The 21,415-nt window shown below is 47.6% G+C and carries 17 protein-coding genes; 11 read left to right on the plus strand and 6 right to left on the minus strand.

Annotation, left to right across the window (positions count from 1 at the left end):
- Position 1 precedes the first annotated feature (1 nt).
- From MICA_RS05790 to MICA_RS05800, 3 genes are all read right to left on the minus strand, one after another.
- Complete coding sequence (locus MICA_RS05790) at positions 2 to 1,174, minus strand: cysteine desulfurase family protein (protein WP_014102779.1); 1,173 nt, start codon at positions 1,172 to 1,174, stop codon at positions 2 to 4.
- A gap of 103 nt (positions 1,175 to 1,277) precedes the next feature.
- Entirely contained in the window at positions 1,278 to 2,315 is a 1,038-nt protein-coding gene (locus MICA_RS05795; protein ID WP_014102780.1) for a hypothetical protein, read from the minus strand.
- A 48-nt stretch (positions 2,316 to 2,363) separates the two neighbouring features.
- The gene (locus MICA_RS05800) at positions 2,364 to 2,753 is read right to left on the minus strand and encodes a DUF2946 family protein (protein WP_014102781.1); all 390 of its coding nucleotides are present in this window, start codon (positions 2,751 to 2,753) and stop codon (positions 2,364 to 2,366) included.
- Positions 2,754 to 2,929: 176 nt separating this feature from the next.
- Between MICA_RS05800 and MICA_RS05805 the strand changes: the two genes are divergently transcribed.
- From MICA_RS05805 to MICA_RS05820, 4 genes are read left to right on the plus strand one after another with little or no spacing between them, the layout of a single operon-like run.
- Entirely contained in the window at positions 2,930 to 4,069 is a 1,140-nt protein-coding gene (locus MICA_RS05805; protein WP_041793862.1) for an AI-2E family transporter, read from the plus strand.
- Complete coding sequence (locus MICA_RS05810) at positions 4,066 to 5,205, plus strand: M48 family metallopeptidase (RefSeq protein ID WP_014102783.1); 1,140 nt, start codon at positions 4,066 to 4,068, stop codon at positions 5,203 to 5,205. Before MICA_RS05805 ends, MICA_RS05810 begins: the two co-directional genes overlap by 4 nt.
- A 46-nt stretch (positions 5,206 to 5,251) precedes the next feature.
- Entirely contained in the window at positions 5,252 to 5,872 is a 621-nt protein-coding gene (locus tag MICA_RS12120) for a hypothetical protein (protein WP_148260430.1), read from the plus strand.
- Positions 5,821 to 6,288, plus strand: a complete 468-nt coding sequence (locus MICA_RS05820) for a hypothetical protein (RefSeq protein ID WP_236619976.1) — start codon at positions 5,821 to 5,823, stop codon at positions 6,286 to 6,288. The genes MICA_RS12120 and MICA_RS05820 overlap by 52 nt, the downstream gene beginning before the upstream one ends.
- 47 nt (positions 6,289 to 6,335) lie before the next feature.
- On the opposite strand, the gene MICA_RS05825 is transcribed toward MICA_RS05820, so the two are convergent.
- On the minus strand, positions 6,336 to 6,782 hold the full coding sequence (locus tag MICA_RS05825; protein WP_236619977.1) for a CBS domain-containing protein: 447 nt from the start codon (positions 6,780 to 6,782) through the stop codon (positions 6,336 to 6,338).
- A gap of 259 nt (positions 6,783 to 7,041) precedes the next feature.
- Between MICA_RS05825 and MICA_RS05830 the strand changes: the two genes are divergently transcribed.
- The gene (locus tag MICA_RS05830) at positions 7,042 to 8,862 is read left to right on the plus strand and encodes an N-acetylmuramoyl-L-alanine amidase (RefSeq protein WP_014102787.1); all 1,821 of its coding nucleotides are present in this window, start codon (positions 7,042 to 7,044) and stop codon (positions 8,860 to 8,862) included.
- 17 nt (positions 8,863 to 8,879) lie between these two features.
- On the opposite strand, the gene MICA_RS05835 is transcribed toward MICA_RS05830, so the two are convergent.
- Positions 8,880 to 11,798, minus strand: coding sequence for a phosphoenolpyruvate carboxylase (locus MICA_RS05835; protein WP_014102788.1), 2,919 nt, complete (start codon positions 11,796 to 11,798; stop codon positions 8,880 to 8,882).
- 95 nt (positions 11,799 to 11,893) lie between these two features.
- A complete protein-coding gene (locus MICA_RS05840; RefSeq protein ID WP_014102789.1) occupies positions 11,894 to 12,514 on the minus strand; it encodes a hypothetical protein in 621 nt (206 codons plus the stop codon).
- Between the two features lie 206 nt (positions 12,515 to 12,720).
- Between MICA_RS05840 and MICA_RS05845 the strand changes: the two genes are divergently transcribed.
- The 6 genes from MICA_RS05845 (at position 12,721) to MICA_RS05870 (ending at position 21,412) form a co-directional block, all read left to right on the plus strand.
- On the plus strand, positions 12,721 to 13,815 hold the full coding sequence (locus MICA_RS05845; RefSeq protein ID WP_014102790.1) for a DUF262 domain-containing protein: 1,095 nt from the start codon (positions 12,721 to 12,723) through the stop codon (positions 13,813 to 13,815).
- Positions 13,816 to 13,818: 3 nt separating this feature from the next.
- Positions 13,819 to 14,511 (plus strand): MAE_28990/MAE_18760 family HEPN-like nuclease, encoded by a 693-nt coding sequence (locus tag MICA_RS05850; RefSeq protein ID WP_041793870.1) that lies wholly within the window; start codon positions 13,819 to 13,821, stop codon positions 14,509 to 14,511.
- A gap of 556 nt (positions 14,512 to 15,067) precedes the next feature.
- A complete protein-coding gene (locus tag MICA_RS05855; protein ID WP_014102791.1) occupies positions 15,068 to 16,657 on the plus strand; it encodes a type I restriction-modification system subunit M in 1,590 nt (529 codons plus the stop codon).
- Positions 16,658 to 16,660: 3 nt separating this feature from the next.
- On the plus strand, positions 16,661 to 17,950 hold the full coding sequence (locus MICA_RS05860; protein ID WP_014102792.1) for a restriction endonuclease subunit S: 1,290 nt from the start codon (positions 16,661 to 16,663) through the stop codon (positions 17,948 to 17,950).
- Between the two features lie 10 nt (positions 17,951 to 17,960).
- Positions 17,961 to 18,584 (plus strand): abortive infection family protein, encoded by a 624-nt coding sequence (locus tag MICA_RS05865; RefSeq protein WP_014102793.1) that lies wholly within the window; start codon positions 17,961 to 17,963, stop codon positions 18,582 to 18,584.
- Positions 18,581 to 21,412, plus strand: a complete 2,832-nt coding sequence (locus MICA_RS05870; RefSeq protein ID WP_014102794.1) for a type I restriction endonuclease subunit R — start codon at positions 18,581 to 18,583, stop codon at positions 21,410 to 21,412. Before MICA_RS05865 ends, MICA_RS05870 begins: the two co-directional genes overlap by 4 nt.
- Positions 21,413 to 21,415 lie beyond the last annotated feature (3 nt).

Here is a 21,415-nt window from a genome sequence, read left to right on the forward strand (position 1 = left end):
GTTATGCGGCTCCTTGCATTTTTTGAATGGTTTGCATGGCGTTGATGATCATGTCGGCGGCGCGGACAATCTCCATCTCCGTCGTAAAACGCCCGAATGACAGGCGTATGGATTCACGCGCCGGTTGATCTGCACCGGTCATGGCGCGGATAACATGCGAAATATGACCTGTGCGTGTGGCATTGCAGGCGGATGACGGGCTGAACGCCAGATCGGGCAGGGCGGCAAGAAGGTCTTCGTTCGTAATACCGGGGACACGGATGTTCAGGATATTCGCCGCACGCCATGCCGCATCGGAATGACCATTGATGACCAAATCCGGCAAAGTCCCCTTTAATTTTTTCAGGAACAAGGTGCGCAAAGCTTCCATCTTTGCCAAATCATCGGCCAGTTCGATGTGAACCAGTTCTGCCGCCTGTCCAAATCCGGCGCACAATTCTGTGGCTACGGTTCCGGCGCGCATGCCGCCTTCGTACATGCTACCGAACAGCAGTGGTTTAATGTGGGCACGGATATGGGGGGCGATGTACAAGGCCCCCATGCCCTTGGGGCCATAAATTTTATGGGATGATAATGTGACCAGATCCGGATGGCCGCATTGATCCAACGTAAAATTCATCTTACCAACGGCTTGGGCAGCATCGGAATGGAAGATGATCCCCGCCGGCAAAACCGCACGAATTTCGGCCAGGGGTTGGATAGTTCCCACTTCGTTGTTCAACCCTTGCACAGACACAAAACCGGTTTGCGGCGTGATTGCGGCGGCGACCATATCGCCCTCAACCATGCCACAGGGTTTGGGTTGAACGTAGCTTACGGTGAAACCGCGCTTTTCAATTTCCGCCATCGGGCCCAAAACGGATTTATGCTCGACCGCTGTGGTCACGATATGGGTTTTGCCGATGGAGCGCAGGTAATCCAACACGCCAAATAATGCCATGTTGTTGGACTCGGTCGCGCCCGATGTGAACACAATGCTGTCCTTTGGGGCGGCGATACAATCGGCCACCTGTTCACGGGCCAGATCAATATGGGCGGCGGCTTTCATACCGAATGAATGGACGCGTGCCCCGGCATTGCCGAAATCGTTGCGCATGCAATCATCCATCACGGCATGAACGCGGGGGTCCAGCGGTGTGGATGCGCCGTAATCCATGTAAATGGGGTCGGTCATTCTTTTGAAATCCGTTAAATGGGCCCAAGACCCGGAACTGTTACAGAATAACACTGTTATAAAGTAACAATACCGGGCGTCAAGGGCAGAATTGAAGAGAAATCTAGGGGCGCAGTGTCGTGCACATCGTTGATTTATCAGTCAATTTTTTCCATTCATCCGCAGGCAGGCCTGGATTTTGCATCGGGTGCTGTTGATGATGGTTGTCTTGGTGGTGGTGGTCATGCTCATTGCCGCCATGGTTATCATGCCCACCCGTCAACGATATGCCCGCAGCGATACCAAAGGCCAAAGCTGCAGAGCAGCCCAGTTTCCATGCAGAACTTTTTACGCCGCGCCATTTATCAATCCCATAGGTCACAGCGGTGGCAATCACCGGAGCGGTGAACATCATCAGGCCCGCCATGGTGCCAGCGGATACAGCCGTACCGGATGCAGCGGCAATCGCCGGAATGGCGATGCAACCAACATGGGATACCGCGGCACCGCCAGCGCCACCACCCACGCATAGGGCGCAGCTTCGGAACGCATTGCGCAAACCGCCAGGGATTTTATCGTACACACCAACCAAAACCGGGTGTGCGGATTGATGGGCTTCGGCAAAAATTTGCATCGTCGTTGTTTCGAAACGACGGGCCAGCGCCTTCATTGTTTCCGGATTGTTGTGCATGAATGTTTCAGCGGCGGTGCGAATGGCTTCAAATTCCGGCTTGTGGGCCTGAGCCTTTAAATGCAAAGGCACGGCGGCATAGCCGGGTGCGGTGTAACCAGTGAACAGCTCAACAGTGGCTTCATCCAGAAAGGCGGTATCCTTCACCGGATCTTTGGGTAAATTCAGGCCCTTGATGCTGATGTCATGTTTATAGGATGCAATATCCATGGCCCGGCGCAAGGATTCCATATCCTGATCCGCGGTTTCGCGGTGCCAGTTCATATTGCTCTTGGCGACGGCGATGCGGGCCTTGTCTGTGGCCAATTCATATTTGCTGTATCCATCACATCCGAACATGGACGGCATGGCTTGTTCAATACGGAATGTTGACACGGCCACCAGCGCGACGGCATAGCGGGCAGGGTTAAAAATGCCATTAACGGGGTTTGTGGCAATCTCACGGGCCACGGTTTTGTGGAATTTGCACATAATATTTCACTCTTTCGTTTGTGATGTTGATTTGATGTTTTTTTTCAATCAAACGAAAGACGGTGGGGCGCGTGACGACGCGCGGGCAACGGCATGGCGGTCACGAATATGATCGGACCAGACATCAACGAAGTTAGAATAAGGTGTCGTGATACCCGCCCATGTTACAGGGTGCGGTATATCGCCGGACAGAACGGGGGCAAATGGGCAATGTTCACCGGATTGTTGGTGGTCTGTACCATTTACGGGCTGTCCCTGCGCATCCACCGTGATGGTTTGCGTGCCGAATCCGGAGCAGATGACCATGGTGAATGTGCCATCATCGCGATCACCGGGCATGTATCCGACAGGGATCATCGCGCGCAAAAAAACGGCCAGAACCACCAGGGTGACGGCCAGCATTTTGATCCAGTTTTTGGCAGGAGACGCAAATGTCATGGCGCGAAGAATATCGGATTGACCTGCGGGATGCAAAAAAGAAAATATTATTATAATTCAGTGCCTTAGATTTATTCATTACCACTCTGAAAAGGCATGGCCGCAATATATACATTGCGCCTCTGGCGTGACAGAATATGGCCCTTCGTCAACAAAGCCGCATACGGAACGATGCCATGCCGGATGAAACCGCCCCGATCACCCAGACACCCATGTCCAAATGGAGGGATCATTCCCTGTTCCTGCCTGCTTCTATGGCGCGCTGGCTTTTGGTGTTCTTGTTTATTGCCGGGGTGTACTTTTTTCATGGCTTTATTGTTCCGGCACTAACGGCATTGGTCATCTCTGTGGCAACGTGGCCGCTTTATAAAAAACTGCTGAAGGCGCTCAATTATCATAAATCATTATCGGCAACGATTGCGCTGTTGGTCGCGATTGTGTTTTTGGTCGTGCCCCTCGGAATCCTGACATCATACGCCATCAAGGAAATAACCATCTGGCTCGCCTGGGCGGTTGAAGCCAATGCAAAGGGGGCGGCGGTTCCCGTGTGGATAGCGTCCCTCCCTGTTGCGGGGGATTGGCTGGCGCAACAATGGGACTTGTATATCGGTCACCCCGGCATGATTGGCACATTCGTACAACAAATCAGCGGATCGAATGTCGGGTCGATCTATAGCGGTGTGCTCACCGCCAGTGGAAGCTTGCTGCATATTTTGCTGACACTGATTTTCATTCTGATCACATTGTTTTTTATCTATCGTGACGGATTGTCGTTCGTTGATCAGCTCGACCGGATTGGCGAATATGTATTCCCCGGACGTTGGACGCGCATTTCACGCATCGTGCCGATGGCCATCAACTCAACTGTTGTCGGAATGGGAATTATCGCGATTGGCGAAGGGATCGTTCTGGGCACTGCCTACTGGATTGCGGGCGTTCCTTCACCGGTAATGCTGGGGGTCTTAACGGGCATTATGGCGATGGTTCCTGGCGGGGCTCCGTTATGTTTCACACTGGTTTCAACATATCTGGTCGCCAGTGGTGCTCCGCTTGAGGGCATGTTGCTATTCGCCTGGGGCGCATCGGAACTGTTTTTCGTTGATAAATTCTTGCGTCCGCATCTGGTCGGCGGCCCGATCCGCCTGCCGTTTCTGCCTACATTCTTTGGCCTGATTGGCGGGGTGAAAACGATGGGGTTTGTTGGTCTGTTTATCGGCCCTGCACTGATGGCCTTGATTATTTCCATCTGGCGCGAAGCGATCGACGAATTAAGTGGGAAAAATGACGTGCGCGAAGGATCGCCTACACACTCATGAATCGTTACGGTCTGATCCTTTCTATTCTTTTCGCGCTTATCCTGTCAGCCTGTATGTCACCGGATGCCGAAGCCCCGCGCGGAAGCGAAGCGGAGCTGGAAAAAGAACGACGGGCGCAAGTTGAGATGGTGTTTAACACCCGCCTGGAAGAAGAGCGGAAAGTTTTAAGTATTGGATACAATATTTACAAGGCAAACGTCGATATTTGTCCGGTTTATGGCTATGCGATCGGCATATATGTCTGGAATAAATATTACTTCGATCGGGAAAACCGCTCGATTGCCAAGCGCCTGTTTCATATCGGTGAAACTTTGCAAATCAAACACATCATGCCTGGAAGCCCCGCCGATATTGCAGGATTGCAGGTGGGCGACCGCTTGGTCAGTTTGAATGGCAAGGATATTAACAAGGGGCTGTATGCCTACCGTGATTTTTATCGTGATCTGAATAAACTTTTCAAGGATCAAACTGTTAATCTGGTGGTGCAACGCGGGACACACAACATTCCTGTAACGTTATCACGGGACAAGATATGTGGATTTGGATTGGTTTATGACGAAACAGATATGGAGATCAATGCCTATGCGACCGGGCACCGCGTTGTAATCAAAAGAGGGTATTACAAATTTGCGGAGAACGACGAGGAGTTAGCCAGCGTTATCGGCCATGAACTGGCGCACAATGCGATGCTTCATATTGATAAGGGGCGGTGGAATTCTGCACTCCCGATTATTGCGGGGATTGCGATTGATATCGGCAATATCCTTAATGGAACAGACATCAATTCCGATGATGTCTATAAGTTGAAAGATTATACAGACCTGATTTATTCCCCGTCATTTGAACGTGAAGCCGATTATGTCGGTATGTATATGATGGCACGCGCCGGGTATGATACCGCCAATGTTGCGCATGTGTGGCGGCGCATGGCCGTGGAAAAAAACGGCGCTGGCATTGATGTGGACATAATGAATTCGCATCCATCGCGGCCAGATCGTTTTATTTCCATGGAAAAGACGCATAAAGAAATCATGCATAAAAAGCGGCGCGGTTTACCTGTTTTACCGAAAATGGAGCAGGGCAAAACATTGCCCCTTGTCGATCCGCCCGCAATCCGTAAGGGGGGCATGCACTGACCAGAGTGCGCCTGTATGGATCACCTATTCAGGGTTGTTTTTCCGATTGACGACCCATTCCGTTGCTGTAGCCTGCTTGCGGCTCTTTCAGTACGGGAATTTCGCCATGCATCGTGTCATTGTTTTTGCTTTGTGTTCCGTCTCATGTCTGTGCCTGACCACCGGGGCTTTTGCGCAATCCGCCAATACCGGTGGAAATCGGTATTCTGGAACGGAATGGGAAGGGCATTTTGTAACAAAGCCACCTGCGGAAACAAAACAAAGCATTGGGTATGATTTCACGCTGAAATCCACATTGGCGATTGACACAGGATTGTTTGTTCATGGTGATGCGTGGTTTGGTGAAGCCACCGCAAATATTGGACAAAAAAGCGATGTCTGGCACGAAGGTGATGTTAAGGCTGGTTTTGAAATTGAAACCGGTTTTTATGGTGATACACATATCAAGGCCGCACTTAATGCCATCTATGCATGGCAAGTCGGCGATACGGATGCGGCCGGTTCAACGGTTCCCGATGAAGATCAAAGCAAATTATTACCCGAAGACGCCTATATCCGCATTGATTCAGGAACAAATTTCCCGGAGCTGGGCGAGGGTGCCAGGTCTTGCTCACCATGTCACCAACAGCGGGTGAACAATTCAGCAAGATTGCCTCGATCGCTGTGATTATGACCCTGTTGCCCTATATTTACTCCGCCATTTCAATCAAGGTGTTAGGGTATAAGAAAATGTCGGCGAAGCAATACAGCTTCTACGTCACCATGGGGGTCATCGCGGCGCTCTATAGCCTGTGGGCATTGGTCGGATCGGATGGCGACCAGGTCCGCTGGTCCTTGATCTTCGTGATTTGTACCATCATCTTCTACTCCGCTTCGGTCACTCGCCAGCGCGAGATTGAAGAAACAGGCGTGCACCCGGGTGGAGCATCGCCGGTTTGGGTCCGTTATTTCGCCCTGACCGCAACCATCGTGGCTCTGGTCACATTCTTCTGGGTATCGATGTACGGGAACCAGGAGCATCATCGGAAAATGCAGCGGGCACCCTTGCCGGGCATTATGACGGATGCCGCAAAAACAGAATAAAAAAAGGGCCGGATATTCGTTCCGCCTTTTTTTATTTCTGAAGTACATCACATCGGCCGCGCACCAGCACGGGCGCGGGTGGCGTGTTGCACCACTTTTGACACTTCCAACGGGTTGGCGTCATTGCGCAGAATATGGCCAAAGGTCAATATTCCCGTCACTGCACCCTTACCATTGGTGACGATTAGCCGGCTGACATTGTTTTCACGCATCAGGTCGGCCGCTTCTTCAAGGCTGTCATTTTCATCACAGGTATAAAGAACGCGAGTCATGTAATTTGCGACTTTTTCCCTGGATGTATCCTTGCCATTCGCAACGGCACGAATGACGATGTCGCGGTCTGTGATAATCCCGGTGATATTATCTTTTGTACCAACGGGCAATATTCCGCAATCTATCGCGATCATTTTTATTGATGCATCTTTCAGGCTGGTGTCCGGTGATATGATAACCGGATCGGCCGTCATTATTTCTTTGACTGTTGTGGATCTCATGACTGATCTCCTTCCATTCGAGAATGATGGGATGTCAGATTGAATCTGGCGTAGGTATATGAAGAAACGCTAATAAAAAAGCGCCTAAATGACAGGTAGGTGCAATGCACACCGCTTCAAGAGATAGATAAAAAGCCGCATATTTATTGATGTTTTTCAATATATTCGACCAGTTTTAAGGGGATGTTAGCCTTTTGGCGATACGGTGGGCATTGAAAAAAACAGAGTCTCACCAAGAGAACGACAAGGAATGGCGCCTATGGCGGGGGTGAATAAACAACAGGCAGAGCAGGCCATTGCGGCCACACTGGCCCAGAAGCAACCAATGACATGGCAGCAGGTTTATGACCTGCAAACCAATTTGCGTGCGCTGGATTACGCGCCGGGCCGTTCCGATGGAGATTTTGGTTCCCTGACCAGCAAAGCCGTCATGCGGTTTTACAACGATCACCCCGATCTTGCTGCCTCCGCCGGATCGCAAGTCCGCAGTTATCTTTCACAAAACGGTCATGCAACAGAATTAAAGGCCTTGGCAGATCAAAACCCGCCCCAGACCCGCAATGACGCGCTTTCAAAAACTTTTGAACAATCCGCACAACCTACGAACACCAACAGGCTGGATAGCCTGATCTCAAATCCCGATCCACTGAACAAAGCGCAGATAAAATCCATTCAGGGCGATTTGAACGCGCAGGGCATTCCAGTCGGGATCGATGATGGTATTCTGGGCCCCAAAACGGCCAGCGGTATTGTTCAGCATCTGGCAAAAAATCCGGCTCTGGCCGATACGATGAGCACAGACCTGATGCGCGATTTAATGCGCAACGGACAAAGCGAAGCGTTGGTCGCGATTACAAAAAATTCTCCAGCCATTCAGGCCCGCATAGGCGAGATGGTAAAAGCCAATCCCGATCTGGCAACGACCACAGACCATGTGATGGTTAGCGACCTGCAAACATTATTGATCGCAGGTGGCCATGGGGCCGGCGGCATTGATGGTGTGGTCGGCAGCCAGACAATCGGTGCCGTTGACAAATACATGGCGGCCAGCGGTGAAAAAATTGACCTGGTGCGCTCTGAACCAAAGGCAGCCGGTCCGATCAGAGGCGCGGCGGATTGGCTGGCCCCTGTGTCACGTCCCGTTTTGGGGGATAATGGGTTTGGTGTGGCCAATGCCACTATTGAACGCGCATGGGCAAACGTATCGCGTACCCAGGTACCCCATGGTGCAGAATTTACGCCGGTTGGTTTGCAAAATCCCGGTCGTCCGCTGGTCGTCATTGATCTGGGACATGGCGAGGATGTAAGACGGAATAACAAGCTGGATGATGGTGCCATCTCTGCGCACGTACAAGGTCCCCATATGCGCAGCGGCTTAAGCGAAACCGAAGTTGTTGATTCACTGGCAAAGCCCCTGGCCGCACGATTGCGGGAACAGGGATATGACGTGGCCTTTACCCGCAACCCCGGGGAACAATTCCGCTTGGAGGGAGATAAGGGCCAAACCCTGCACAAACGCCCTGAATTTGCCCACACACTGGCGCGTGAGATGGGGGCATCTGATGTCTTGTTTGTCAGCCTGCACGCCAACAGTGCCAGCAACCCATCCGCCAATGGATCTGATGTCTACATCAATGGGGGAAACCGTGTTGCAACGTCACCTGATTCCCAAGCTCTGGCCGGAAAAATTGCTGGGTCTTACCATTTAACCCCGAACCAAAACACAGGCATTCATGCTGCTGATCTCGGGGTTTTGCGCCATTTTGAGAAGGGTGCACCCGCTATGGGACATCATGCCGCGGTTCTTCTGGAGGTGGGATTCCTTAGCAACCCGAATGATGCGAAAAATCTGGCCGCGATGACGCAAAATCCAGATCATCACGCCCGCCAGATTGCCGATGGTATTGCTGCATTTGGTGCAGAGGCAGGGTTAAAACCCCAGCCGCTAATGGCCAACCAATCTCCGAACAGCGCCGCATTCAATATGGCTCACAATAACACGCTCGGCACAGTGGATCAGGGCACCACACCAACGCCAGAGCGTGCGCCGCAATGGGCCATGCAGGGAATTGGGCTGTAAATCTGTATTATAATTTTTCAGCTAAGGGCAGGCGGCAACGATAACAACCCTGCCACATCGCTTTCCAGATAACTTTCCGGCTTCATAAAGCGGGTTTTGACGCCACCGCGCAGGTCGTAAACAGGTTCCAACCGTGTGCGCGTGGCCAAAATACCAATGGGCGCATTCACCACATCGGCGGCGGCATATAAATTCTGTGTGATGCGGAATTGGGTTTCGTCCAGTGGAATATCGGGGGCTCTGTCCATCTGCACAGTGCGATAACATTCAATAACACGCGAAAATTCAGCGGCCCGATTGCGGATGGACATCTCATGAAATAATTCCGGCCACAGAATACGCAAACCATCGCCGTGATTGAAATTTTTCTTCGCTTTTTGCCCGGACACCATTTCATAGCTTAATCGTTCAACATTCAGGAAATATTGTTCCAGAAACGCCAATGTGATCGCAGGTGTATTGTTGTGATCCGGATCGTGATGCAGGAATTGCGCGGCCAGTTTTTCAACAATCGTGCGGGGCGGACGTTCATCACCGACCAATAACGGCCATGCAATATCAAAATCCGCCATGATTGATGCGTTGAGTGTGGCCCGCGCCCCGTCGCGGTGAATTTTGTGCGCACGGTAAAGATGGTGCAAACCATCACCATATTTTTCCGGGTTGCGGCTGGCGCGACCATGATCGCGCACGCTTATCATCGCCTCGACCAAACCCAGAACGGAAAAAATGGGCAAGCACGCATGGGCTGTTAACCGTTCGCCGGAAATGGCGCGCCCCTGTAACGCCCTGGGATCAACGCCAATCGCTTCGCGCGGGGTAATGCCGGGGCCAACCATTTTCTCACCGCGCTTGGCGGGGCGGGAACTGGCATTGCCCGCTTTCATGGCCAGCCACGGCGCACGGACCAGCAATTCATCAATCGCCACATTTTTTTGCGTCAAGGTATCAAATGCACGCCCGGCCGTTTGCGCGTACAGCCACGCATCATATTGCCCATGGTGACGATTCAGGCCGGGGCGGGATACGGGGTCGGGCATTTCACCGTAAATACCCGCCTTGCTGTATAAATTCTGTGCGGCCAACGCCTCCATCGTGCCAACGGCAACCGGGCCGGGGCAGAACAGGACGTTTTGCTGGTGCCCCTGAACGGTCAGGGTGGAGGGACCAATATCCGTCGCCCGCGCATCCGCTGCCGCCCGCCCGTGCACGGCGGGAATTTCGGTGACACGGCCACCACCACGTTGCAGGGCATGGCCACCACCATTCATAATGCTGGGCAGGACATGGCGCAGGTCACGATATTTCCGCCGCATTTTTTCCGCCACGCGGTAAATGTCGATCGCGGCTTCGTATTGAGCGTATTCGGCTTCGCCCCGGCCATCCTGCCGCGTGGTGTCGCTCTTGGCGATCATCACCAATAACCGCCCGCGCGCCGCCACATGGGCGCGGAACGTTTCGTTATCCAGCAATGTTTCCAGAGTATTGCCCAGATTCATCAAATCATGCACGGATTCCGATAACATGGTCAGGTCAATCCGCGCCCCGTCATCCGCCACAACATTCCCGGTGATTTTCAGCAGGAGCAACGCCGCCAGCGCATGGGCCGGGTGCGTCGTTTCCGCGATGATCAGTTTTTCGCACATATCCGGGTTTTGCCCGATCACGCGCAACCGCCCGACAATCATCGCGGATTCATCATCGGGCAGATCGGTGGCGGACGCCATGCGCGACAAAACTGCGTCATCACGCAACCATGCCGCCAGTTTTAATTGGATATGGTCCAGACCAATCGCATCCATATCCTGTTTGTTTTCCAGCCCACATAAAACGGCCAATTTTTTCACCGCGGCCAGAATATCAACGGCATTGTGGCGAATATCAATTGTGCCAAATCCAAATCCGAAACAATGTAACAGATAACGAAAATCCTGAATCTGTTTCTGCGCCGCTTCATCCGGGCAATCGGCGATGATGGATTGGATTTTCTGGCAAACGGAATCAATCTGAGTCTGCGGCCCGGCCTGTGCCAATATCTTTTGCAATGTATGCAGGGCCAGCATCGTCGGTTGATGATCCGTGTGAATGGATTGCAAGGTCAGTTGATAACGATCGGCAATGGCCTGACGGTGCAGGGCAATCCCATCGGCCAAGACTTGCGCGGTCAGGGCGGGGTTGCCGTCGGCATCACCCAATGTCCATGAACATGGTACAATCAATGCGCGGGTGATATTCACGCCCTGATCGGCATAGCCATGATCCGCAATCGCCTTGATAAACAAATCCCGGTGGGCCAGCGCGACATCGTAAATGGAATTGAGGGTGTTGATACTCTCCCGCGCTTCATCCAGCGGCGTTTTCCGATCCCCCACAATGGGTGTTTGATAAAGGTGGAGCAGGGCATCGTGCAAATCATCCGGCGTGGCGGAGGGGTCTACAATCACACGGGCCACATCGGTTTGGGCGATGGTGTAATCCACCGTTGTCGGATTGGTGGGGTGGCCGGTGATGCTGAACCACGCAACCGCATTATCATCCAAAAATTGCTGGACCTGTTCCGGGGCGACGCCTTCCTCTCGAAACCGTCGCATGACGAAATCAATCGATCCGGCGGTGGTGGTTTTGATTTTGTTATGCGCCTGTACCACCGTGGTGGTTGCCAATGTCCGCGCCAGTCGGGCGAGGTGATTGATCTTCGCATCATGTTCGGCCAGTTTTAATTGCTGGTCCGCGCTCAGCCCTTGCCACAACGCAACGTATTCTTTCATGCGTGTGGTTTTATTCTCACCCTGCTGAATGTCCTTGCGCCGTGCGATCAACGCAAAACTATCGGGGTCCTGCGTTGCCACAATCCCCATATATCGCCGCGTCAGCAAACGCTCCATCCGCCGCGTGTATGATTTGTCCTGAATGGGGGTATCTATCTGATTATTCATGGCTTCTCCAGAGTATCAGAATAAAGTTACGCCGAAATAAAAAACGGACCACTCTGTTCAGCGGTCCGCCCTTCATGCCCAGAAATCTGCCGTTTTCATGCCTGTTGCGGAACGGCAACCCGGCTTCGCAAGACCTGCCGCCGCCATACGACATAGGCCGCAAATCCCCAATCCCCCGCCATCAGGAAGAACGGATAGGCCATGGTGTGCACCGTAAATTCCGGCACGGCCAGCAGGGCAAAGAAATACCGCAACCCCGCCCAGAAATACGACACCGGCGGCTCACCCCACGGGTCATTCCACGATTTGCGAATGGTGGGGTAATAACTGAGGATATCAATCGCCATCAACGCAATGATGGCAAAGAACGGATTTTGCGTGCCCATCCACACGGGGATAACGGCCAACGCACCCACAAAAGCCAACCAATCCGACCGCGTAATATTTTTCTCCCCCACGAACAGGGACAAAAACGCAATCAACAGGCAGGTGACGGACACAAACACCAAAGCCCAAACCGACGCCCCGCCATCCAGCGTAAATTGCGCATACGCCCCAATCCCCACCATAATCCCCCAGTTCAGCCAACTGAAAACGTGCGGGCGCGTTTCCTTCTTATAGATGGAATGGAAATACGTCGCATACCGGATCAGCAAGACCAGAATGGCCAGACTGACGAACAGGATTTCGCGGGAGAAGGGGATGTCGGTGAACATGATGTTTGAGTTGTATCAGGCGCCTTGGCTGAGAACAAGAAAACAGCATTTTTAAAGATGTTAAACGAAATTACTATTAGAGACTGCGACTTATGGCTAAAATCTGCTATTTACTTACCCAGGGCTGTTCCTAACCTCTATAGGATTAACAGAACAGGGTTTTTATGCTTTAAATGCAAGCTCAATACATGACGGGGAAAAGCAACATGAAAACTGATGTAGAAACCGATATAGACGATGTTGAAGAGCTAATTAACGTTCCTGTAAAGGAACGGCGCCTCATTACTCAACCATATGACAATAGCGTTTCATCATTGATCGAGGCGGTGAGCAGTAAAAGGCTATATCTGAAGCCTCTTCATGATCGACCACATTTTCAGCGGAATTACGTATGGGACAAAAAATTTGCGTCTAGGCTTATAGAGTCTATAATTTTAAACGTCCCAATTCCTCCAGTCTACCTATCTGAAAACGAAGAAAACGAGCTTGACGTTATTGATGGTCAGCAGAGAATCTATTCTATCTATATGTACGTGAAGAATCAGTTTCAATTAAAGGGTCTGGAAGTTTACTGGAACTATAACGGCCTTCGCTTTCATGAATTACCGGCCATACATCAAAGAAGTATTTTAAATTACAGTATACGAAGTGTGGTCATCACTAATCAGTCCCACCCTGAAATCAAATTTGACGTTTTTGAACGTCTCAATACAAATACGCGACCACTTAACTCTCAGGAGTTGCGTAACTGTATGTATAGAGGGAATTTAAACGATCTTCTTCATGAATTGGTTCTACATAAACCATGGTTAGATATTCAAGATACCAAAGAGCCGCAAGGGCGCATGCAAGATGCCGAAATGATTTTAAGGTTCTTTGCATTTCATATTGGTGGCGTAAAGAACTATAAGACGCCTCTGAAAATATGGCTTAATCACACCCTAAAAGATGGGAAGCATTATGATCCCAAGAAAATAGCTAAGTTAAAAAACGCGTGGGAAGAGTCGATTGATAAGATATTGTTAGTGTTTAAACCAGAAGAAGCTTTCAGAAGGCCTGATGAAAAAACAGGGAAGTATAGCAGAACACTTAATAAATCTATTATGGATTTACAGCTCTATTATTTCTCAAAAAAAAGCGTCGATTTTCTTAAACAAAACAAAAAAGAGATAAGAAGAGCGTTTCAAGCCATTCTTGAAGATGACGCGTTCAAAGATTTATTAACAAAATCTGTAGACCATAAGTCTCGAACAGAGGCACGATTCAAAAAATGGGATGAATTTTTTGGGCATTTGGGTTAAAAAATGCCGAAATATACTTCCGCATATTCTGATTTTATAAAGAGACTAGATGAAATCTCTAGCATTCAAAAAATGGCCAAGGCCATAGAAAAGCCCTTTTATAGCCCACCAGAGATAAACATTTATTGTCGAGCAGGCATAGTGCTTTTGAATAGTCACATTGAGGGCTATTTCAAAGATATTATTACGCTTGTCATAGATAATATTCATGAAAAGAAGGCCAAGAAAGACAATCTCGGAAAGGGGTTTCTTTACTATATGTCCCTGGATCTATTGCAGGGGTATACAGACACTAATGATCCCAACAAAAAATATGAGATACTTTCTAGTCTTTTCCAAAGAGACGGCTCTATTTGGAATAAAGATCCGACATTCCAAACTCGCTTAGAGGCCGAGCGATATACTAATAAGATACAATCCATACAATGCGATAAATTATATAAGTGGGTAAATCATCTGGGCTGCACGTCTTTTAAATCGCAGATGAAAGCAAGGCTAACCAGCAGCTATTTCCCATGTGAAAACATGATAAATCGTATATCTGATTTGAGAAATGACATCGCACATGGCGGCATTACAAATCCTATAACCACCTCAGATCTTAAGCCTATGGTAGATTTATCAAAAAAGTTTTGCTGCGCTTCAGACACGGTGATTGCTAATTGGGCAAAAAACGTAGGCTGTCCAATTAGGTAACTTTATTTAAATCTTGGACTTAGCAAGTCTCTGTGAATGATGGCGAAAGTAGCGGGATTACTTCGCACTTGTCAAAGCTGCAATTTTCTAAATTCGCTACCGCTCATTAAGCAAATTGTCGAACCATGGGTTCGTTCACCGCACGCCACGCAGCCATTAAAAAAGCCCCCACTGGCGGGGGCGTTTTTTAATGGCGGAGAGGGTGGGATTCGAACCCACGGAGGGCGTGAACCCTCGCTGGTTTTCAAGACCGACATGGGTTCGCTATCCGATTGTTTTAGTTGAACAAAATTATTCATTTTCCAAAAGTGTGTAAGGATTTGTGAAAGTGTGTAAGACCTGTGTAACTCAAATCTTTGCAAAAACCATCACATCCTAGACGCAGCTTTGAGGCTTTCAAGTATAGAGATTTTACCTTGCTTTGAAAGGGGGCAAAGCTGCCCTGCTTGCAAGTCCAAATTTGGAGATAATTTGGATGCGGCATTGCCATATAAGTAAAATTATATATCATCGTAGTTCCTAGGCGCTCCGCCAATTTTTCATAGAATAGATCACAATGACCGAAGAACAAAAACAGAAGCTGGAAGCCCAGCTTTGGAAGATTGCCAACGAATTGCGTGGCAAGATGGGCGCGGATGAATTCCGTGACTATATCCTTGGGTTTATCTTCTACAAATACCTCTCCGAGAAGCAGCACCTCTTTGCAAATAAATTACTCGAAACTGAAAAAGTGAAAGAGTACAGCCTTGTAAAAAACAAGGCTGACCTCAAGGCCATTCAGGAAGAATCGCTGGAAAATCTTGGTTACTTCTTGCGACCTGACGAATTGTTCAGCGCCATTACCGAAAAAGGCAATATCAAGATTGATGAAGAAGATGAGGATGCAGAAGACAACTTCATCATTCCAGATTTGCAAGCTATCCTGAGTTCCATTGAAACAAGTACGATGGGCAATGAGAGTGAAGATGATTTCAACAAGCTCTTTGAAGATATTGATCTCGCCAGCACAAAGCTAGGGCGCAGCCCGAAAGCACGAAATATACTAATTGCAAAAGTTCTTAAGCATCTTGATGAAGTCGATTTCCGCCTTGATGAAATTGAGTCTGATGTTCTGGGTGATGCCTATGAATATCTGATCGCACAATTTGCATCCGGTGCGGGCAAGAAGGCGGGAGAATTTTATACCCCCTCACAAGTTTCAAAAATTCTGGCGAAAATTGTTACGCTGGGTAAAAAGAAAATTAAAAACGCCTATGACCCCGCTTGCGGGTCAGGTTCATTGCTCTTGCGGATAGGGAGAGAAGTTAAGGTTGGAGAGTTTTATGGACAGGAATTAAATCGTACAACCTATAACTTGTGCCGCATGAACATGATCTTGCATGACGTGCATTTCAGCCGCTTTGATATTAAGCAGGAAGACACGCTGGAAGAACCGCAGCACTTAGGCAAAGAATTCGAGGCGATTGTCGCAAATCCCCCATTTTCCGCACAGTGGAAGGGTAAGGATAACCCACTGAATGAAACTGATGACAGATTTAGTCAATATGGTGCGCTTGCCCCTTCGTCAAAGGCTGATTTTGCCTTTGTGCAGCACATTATTCATCAACTGGCTGATAATGGCACAGGCGCAGTTGTGTTGCCGCATGGTGTTTTGTTCCGTGGCGGCGCGGAGGGAACAATCCGCGAATATATCATCAAAGAACAAAACTATCTGGATGCAGTGATTGGCCTGCCGCCCAATATCTTTTACGGCACGTCCATTCCAGCTTGTATTCTGGTTCTCAAAAAGTGCCGCAAGCATGATGATAATGTTTTGTTCATTGATGCGAGCGCGGATTTTGAAAAGGACGGCAATAAAAACAAATTGACCAATGATCATGTAACCAAAATCGTTGATGCGTATGAAAAACGCGAGAGCGTAGATAAATACGCTTATGCTGCGCCGTTATCCGAAATTGCGGAGAATGAGTATAACCTCAATATCCCACGCTACGTTGATACGTATGAGTCTGAAGGGCAAGTTGATTTAGGCACTGTGGCGAGGGAACTTGCGAATCTTGAGGATGCAATGGCCAAAACCGATAAAACCATTGCCAGTTTTTGTAAAGAGCTTGGTATTGAAGCCCCTTTTGGTGTGAAGTTGTAAGTGATGCCTAAGCAAGAAAAGAATATTCCTGCGTTAAGATTTCCTGAATTTAAAGGGGAGTGGGTGAAGCATACTTTTGAATCGTTATATAGATGTGTTCCAACCAATTCTTTTTCAAGAAATGATTTACAAGAAGAGCCTAGTGAAATCTCTAACATTCATTATGGAGATATACATACGGCCTATAATTCTAAGTTTAGATTCTCATCTGAACGAGTGCCTTTCGTAATTAACGATAAATTGGATAAATTACGCAATTACACCAGAGTAAAAAAAGGTGATCTAATATTTGCAGATGCATCTGAAGATGTTGATGATATCGGTAAAATGATAGAAGTGGTTGAGCTTGGAAATGCTCAGCTCGTCAGTGGATTGCATACTATTCATGCCACGCCTAAAAAAGCAAATTCTATGGCGTCTGGATTTTCTGCGGATTTATTTAAAACGACTAAGGTTAGGCAGCAAATTATAAAAGAATCGCAAGGGGCAAAGATTCTTGGATTGTCAGCAAAAAGACTGGCGAAAACATCCTTAATTATTCCTGGCTACAAAGAGCAGCAAAAGATAGCTGCATTCTTGAGTGCGATTGACGACAAGATTGCACAGATTCAGAAAAAGAAAGGTCTGTTAGAGGGATATAAAAAAGGCTGTATGCAAAAACTTTTTTCTCAAGAAATCCGTTTTTCTGATGACAAAGGTGACGCCTTTCCTAATTGGGAAGTAAAGAAATTGAAAAATTTAACATCGGTTATAACAAAAGGAACTACGCCAACTAGCGTGGGATATAATTTTACAGATAAGGGAGTGAATTTTATCAAAGCGGAAAGCCTAGATAGCACATATAAAATAATTGAAGACAAAATTGCATACATCTCTCTGGAATGCCATGAATCCTTAAAAAGATCTCAGATTTTTGAAGGAGACTTATTGTTTTCGATTGCAGGGACGCTGGGGCGTTCAGCGATAGCTAAGAAACAATATTTGCCTGCTAATATAAACCAGGCAATATCTGTTATACGCTTAAAAGATATAACAACTGCTGAATACATAAATCACTTCTTAAATTCCTTTCTTATTCGTAAAAAAATTAAACAAATTCTTTCAGTAGGGGCGCAACCCAATTTAAGTCTAGACCAAGTCGGTGATTTTAAAATTCAATATCCGTGCCTAGACGAACAGAGGAAAATTGCTGATTTTCTTACTGCGATTGATGAAAAAATCGCTTTGGTTTCCGAAGAACTTGAAAAAGCCAAGGCCTTCAAAAAAGGCTTACTACAACAGATGTTTGTGTAGGGCGGAATGAATGGAAAAGCTCAAGCGCGAAATCCATCGTACCAAGCGGCATAATCTTGATTATTATCAAAGCCACCTTGACCTCATAGAAAATTATATTGAAGAGAAGCCCGATATTTCTATCGAAAGCTGTAAGGCTGTGATTGAGGGTATTTCAAAACTTGCCTTGCACATTCTGTTACAAGAGCCGTTAGAAACCCATAAAGATGAAAAGCTACAGCCGATTTTTAAGCGGGCTTTAGTTGAATTGCAAAAGGGACGTGGGTTTTCAGATGCCGATCTTTGCAATCGTTTAGGCAATGTTGTTCAGTATATCGGCCAGCTTCGTAATGATCATGGCGACATAAGCCACGGGCGTGCCTCTTTGAAAGAGCAAGTTAATGACGCCGATTTTGCTGAACTAATCACTGGCATAACTGAGAATCTTGGGACTTACATGCTCAAGCGTTTGGATTATTTGGCTGAACCCATCACCGAATATGATGACAACACCGATTTTAACACTTATCTTGATGAGCTAAATCCTATGCCGGACAATGTTTTGTATAGCAAAGCTCTGTTTGAGCAGTGGCCTATCACCTATGATGAGCAGCTAGGTGATTATAAATTACAGTTTGAAGCAGATGAAGAATGAGCACACAAACCGAACAACAATTAGAAAATGCGCTTGTTGCCCAGCTTGAAACACTGGGTTGGGAAAAGGTTGCGATTGCCAATGAAGAAGAGCTTCTGGTCAATCTCAAGCGGCAACTGGAAAAACATAATAAGGTTTTGTTTTCTGATTACGAGTTCAAACAAATTTTGAACAAGATGGCGCGTGGCAATATTTTTGAAAAAGCCAAAATCCTGCGCGATAAGGTCGATTATACCAAAGATGATGGAACAACGGGTTATATCGAGCTGATTAATCAAGTTCAATGGTGCAAGAACGAGTATCAGGTTACGCACCAAATCACGATGGTAGGGAAATACACCAATCGTTATGACGTGACGTTACTGGTCAATGGCTTGCCGCTTTGCCAGATCGAGCTGAAACGGCGCGGTCTTGAAATGAAAGAGGCATTTAATCAGACAAACCGTTATCACAAGCACAGTTTTGCTGCCGGATATGGGTTGTTTGGTTATATCCAGCTTTTTGTTATTAGTAATGGCGTAAATACCAAATATTATGCGAATAATCCCGTCAATAAACGGGATTTCAAACAAACCTATTTTTGGGCTGATAAGGCGAACAACAGGATAACGCAACTTAGTGAGTTTGCGGCGATATTTCTTGAGAAATGCCAGCTTTCAAAGCTAATTGCCAAATACGTTGTGCTGAATGAAAGTCGTCAAATGTTGATGGCTTTGCGTCCGTATCAATATTATGCGGTGGAGGCCATTGTAGCACAGGTTCTAACCACTAATAAAAATGGTTATATCTGGCATACAACAGGATCAGGTAAGACCTTAACCTCGTTTAAAGCGGCACAAATACTAACCCAGAATCCAAAAGTACATAAAGTTGTCTTTGTCGTTGACCGTAAAGACCTCGATTATCAGACGATTGCAGAGTTCAATAGTTTTCAGGAAGGCAGTGTGGATGCAACGAACAACACGGGAAGGCTGGTTGAGCAATTCGGAGATAGTACGCCTCTCATTGTTACTACTCTGCAAAAGCTAAATACAGCGATTAGCAAAGAGCGCCATCTAAAAACGATGGAAAGCCTTAAAGATAAGAAGATGGTTTTTATCTTTGACGAGTGTCACCGCAGCCAGTTCGGTGATACGCATAAGCGCATTACTGAGTACTTTGATAATGTGCAGATGTTCGGCTTCACAGGAACACCTATCTTTGCTGATAACGCGGCCAAGAATGCGCTTGGTAAGCGCACGACTAAAGACCTATTTGGGCAGCAACTTCATAGCTATGTAATTACCGATGCTATTCGGGACGAGAATGTTCTGAAATTTTGTGTTGAATATATCCGTACCTTTAAGCGCAAGGACGATATTGTCGATATTGAAGTTGAAGCGATTGATACCGCAGAGGTGATGGAAGCGCCTGAGCGGCTGGAAAAAATTACTGATTATATTATTGCCAATCACGATCGGAAAACACATAGCCAAGAATTCACGGCGATGTTCTGCGTTTCTAACGTAAAGAGCCTTGTTGCTTATTACGAACTGTTCCGCGCCAAGAAAGAAGCAGGTGAACATAATCTTAAAGTGGCCACGATCTTTTCTTATCAGGCAAACGAAGAAGATGCTGACGCGGATGGCATGGGAACGGGAGATGATATGCCTGACGAGGGCGCTCCTGAAAATAAGCATAGCCGTGAAAAACTTGATGAGTATATTGCTGATTATAATAAAATGTTCAGCACGAATTACTCCACAAAAGACAGCAAGCTTTTTTATGCCTACTACAAGGATATTGGTAAGCGGGTAAAGAACAAGGAAGTGGATGTTCTGCTTGTCGTGAATATGTTCCTGACAGGTTTTGACAGCCCGCCATTAAACACTATTTACGTTGATAAAAATTTGAAATATCACGGTCTTCTGCAAGCCTATTCGCGCACAAACAGAACGATGGGGCAAAAGAAATCTCAAGGTAATATTGTCTGCTTCCGCAACTTAAAATCTGCCACAGATAAGACTATCGAACTCTTCGCAAACAAGGAGGCACAGGAAGATATTATTCTTGCACCGTATGAGGACTATGTGAAGAAGTTTGAGCAGGCTGTAGCAAACCTTCTAGCGATCACGCCTGATGTTGCAAGTGTTGATAATCTTCTGACTGAAGAGGATGAGGCCAAGTTTATTCAAGCCTTCCGTGAAGTAATCCGGATTAAAAACGTCCTTGATTGCTTCACGCAATTCACTTTTGATGATTTGCCTATGGACGAGCAACTCTTTGCTGATTTCCGAAGCAAATATCTTGATCTGTATGACAAGGTGAGAAGTGAAAAGGAAAAAGAAAGAATATCGATTCTTGATGATATCGATTTTGAGATTGAGCTGATTAGCCGCGACAAAATCAATGTGAGTTATATTATTAGTCTTCTTCGTAACATGAAGGGTAAAAAGCCGGAAGAGCAGGCAAGAGCACGAAAAAGTATTATGGACATCCTCGATACAGAGGCGCAGCTCAGAAGCAAAAAAGAACTTATTGAAAGGTTTATATCGCAACATTTTGCTGATATGCCAGCAACCGCAGATGTTGGCGATGAATTCGAATCTTATTGGGATCAGGAAAAGCAGAAAGCGCTCGTAGTCCTCAGTGATGAGGAGGGGCTAGACCCTGAAGGTCTTGAGAAAGTTCTCGGTAATTATCTATTCACTGAGAAGCCGCCCATGCGGGATGAGGTTATCGAGATAATGAATTCTCGACCATCACTAAGGGAGCGCGCCACTGTTGCTGAGCGCGTGATCGGGAAGATACGCGATTTTGTCGAAACATTTATTGATGGCGTAGATTGATAA

It is taken from the genome of Micavibrio aeruginosavorus ARL-13 (assembly GCF_000226315.1).
GTDB classification, from domain to species: Bacteria; Pseudomonadota; Alphaproteobacteria; order Micavibrionales; family Micavibrionaceae; genus Micavibrio; species Micavibrio aeruginosavorus_B.

Coding starts and splice junctions, on each gene's coding strand:
- MICA_RS05795 (WP_014102780.1), bottom strand. CDS start 2,315: ATGTGCAAATTCCACAAAACCGTGGCCCGTGAGATTGCCACAAACCCC.
- MICA_RS05820 (WP_236619976.1), top strand. CDS start 5,821: ATGTCACCAACAGCGGGTGAACAATTCAGCAAGATTGCCTCGATCGCT.
- MICA_RS05835 (WP_014102788.1), bottom strand. CDS start 11,798: ATGAATAATCAGATAGATACCCCCATTCAGGACAAATCATACACGCGG.
- MICA_RS05805 (WP_041793862.1), top strand. CDS start 2,930: ATGCCGGATGAAACCGCCCCGATCACCCAGACACCCATGTCCAAATGG.
- MICA_RS05810 (WP_014102783.1), top strand. CDS start 4,066: ATGAATCGTTACGGTCTGATCCTTTCTATTCTTTTCGCGCTTATCCTG.
- MICA_RS05860 (WP_014102792.1), top strand. CDS start 16,661: ATGCCTAAGCAAGAAAAGAATATTCCTGCGTTAAGATTTCCTGAATTT.
- MICA_RS05865 (WP_014102793.1), top strand. CDS start 17,961: ATGGAAAAGCTCAAGCGCGAAATCCATCGTACCAAGCGGCATAATCTT.
- MICA_RS05800 (WP_014102781.1), bottom strand. CDS start 2,753: ATGACATTTGCGTCTCCTGCCAAAAACTGGATCAAAATGCTGGCCGTC.
- MICA_RS05850 (WP_041793870.1), top strand. CDS start 13,819: ATGCCGAAATATACTTCCGCATATTCTGATTTTATAAAGAGACTAGAT.
- MICA_RS05840 (WP_014102789.1), bottom strand. CDS start 12,514: ATGTTCACCGACATCCCCTTCTCCCGCGAAATCCTGTTCGTCAGTCTG.
- MICA_RS05825 (WP_236619977.1), bottom strand. CDS start 6,782: ATGAGATCCACAACAGTCAAAGAAATAATGACGGCCGATCCGGTTATC.
- MICA_RS05855 (WP_014102791.1), top strand. CDS start 15,068: ATGACCGAAGAACAAAAACAGAAGCTGGAAGCCCAGCTTTGGAAGATT.
- MICA_RS05845 (WP_014102790.1), top strand. CDS start 12,721: ATGAAAACTGATGTAGAAACCGATATAGACGATGTTGAAGAGCTAATT.
- MICA_RS05830 (WP_014102787.1), top strand. CDS start 7,042: ATGGCGGGGGTGAATAAACAACAGGCAGAGCAGGCCATTGCGGCCACA.
- MICA_RS05790 (WP_014102779.1), bottom strand. CDS start 1,174: ATGACCGACCCCATTTACATGGATTACGGCGCATCCACACCGCTGGAC.
- MICA_RS05870 (WP_014102794.1), top strand. CDS start 18,581: ATGAGCACACAAACCGAACAACAATTAGAAAATGCGCTTGTTGCCCAG.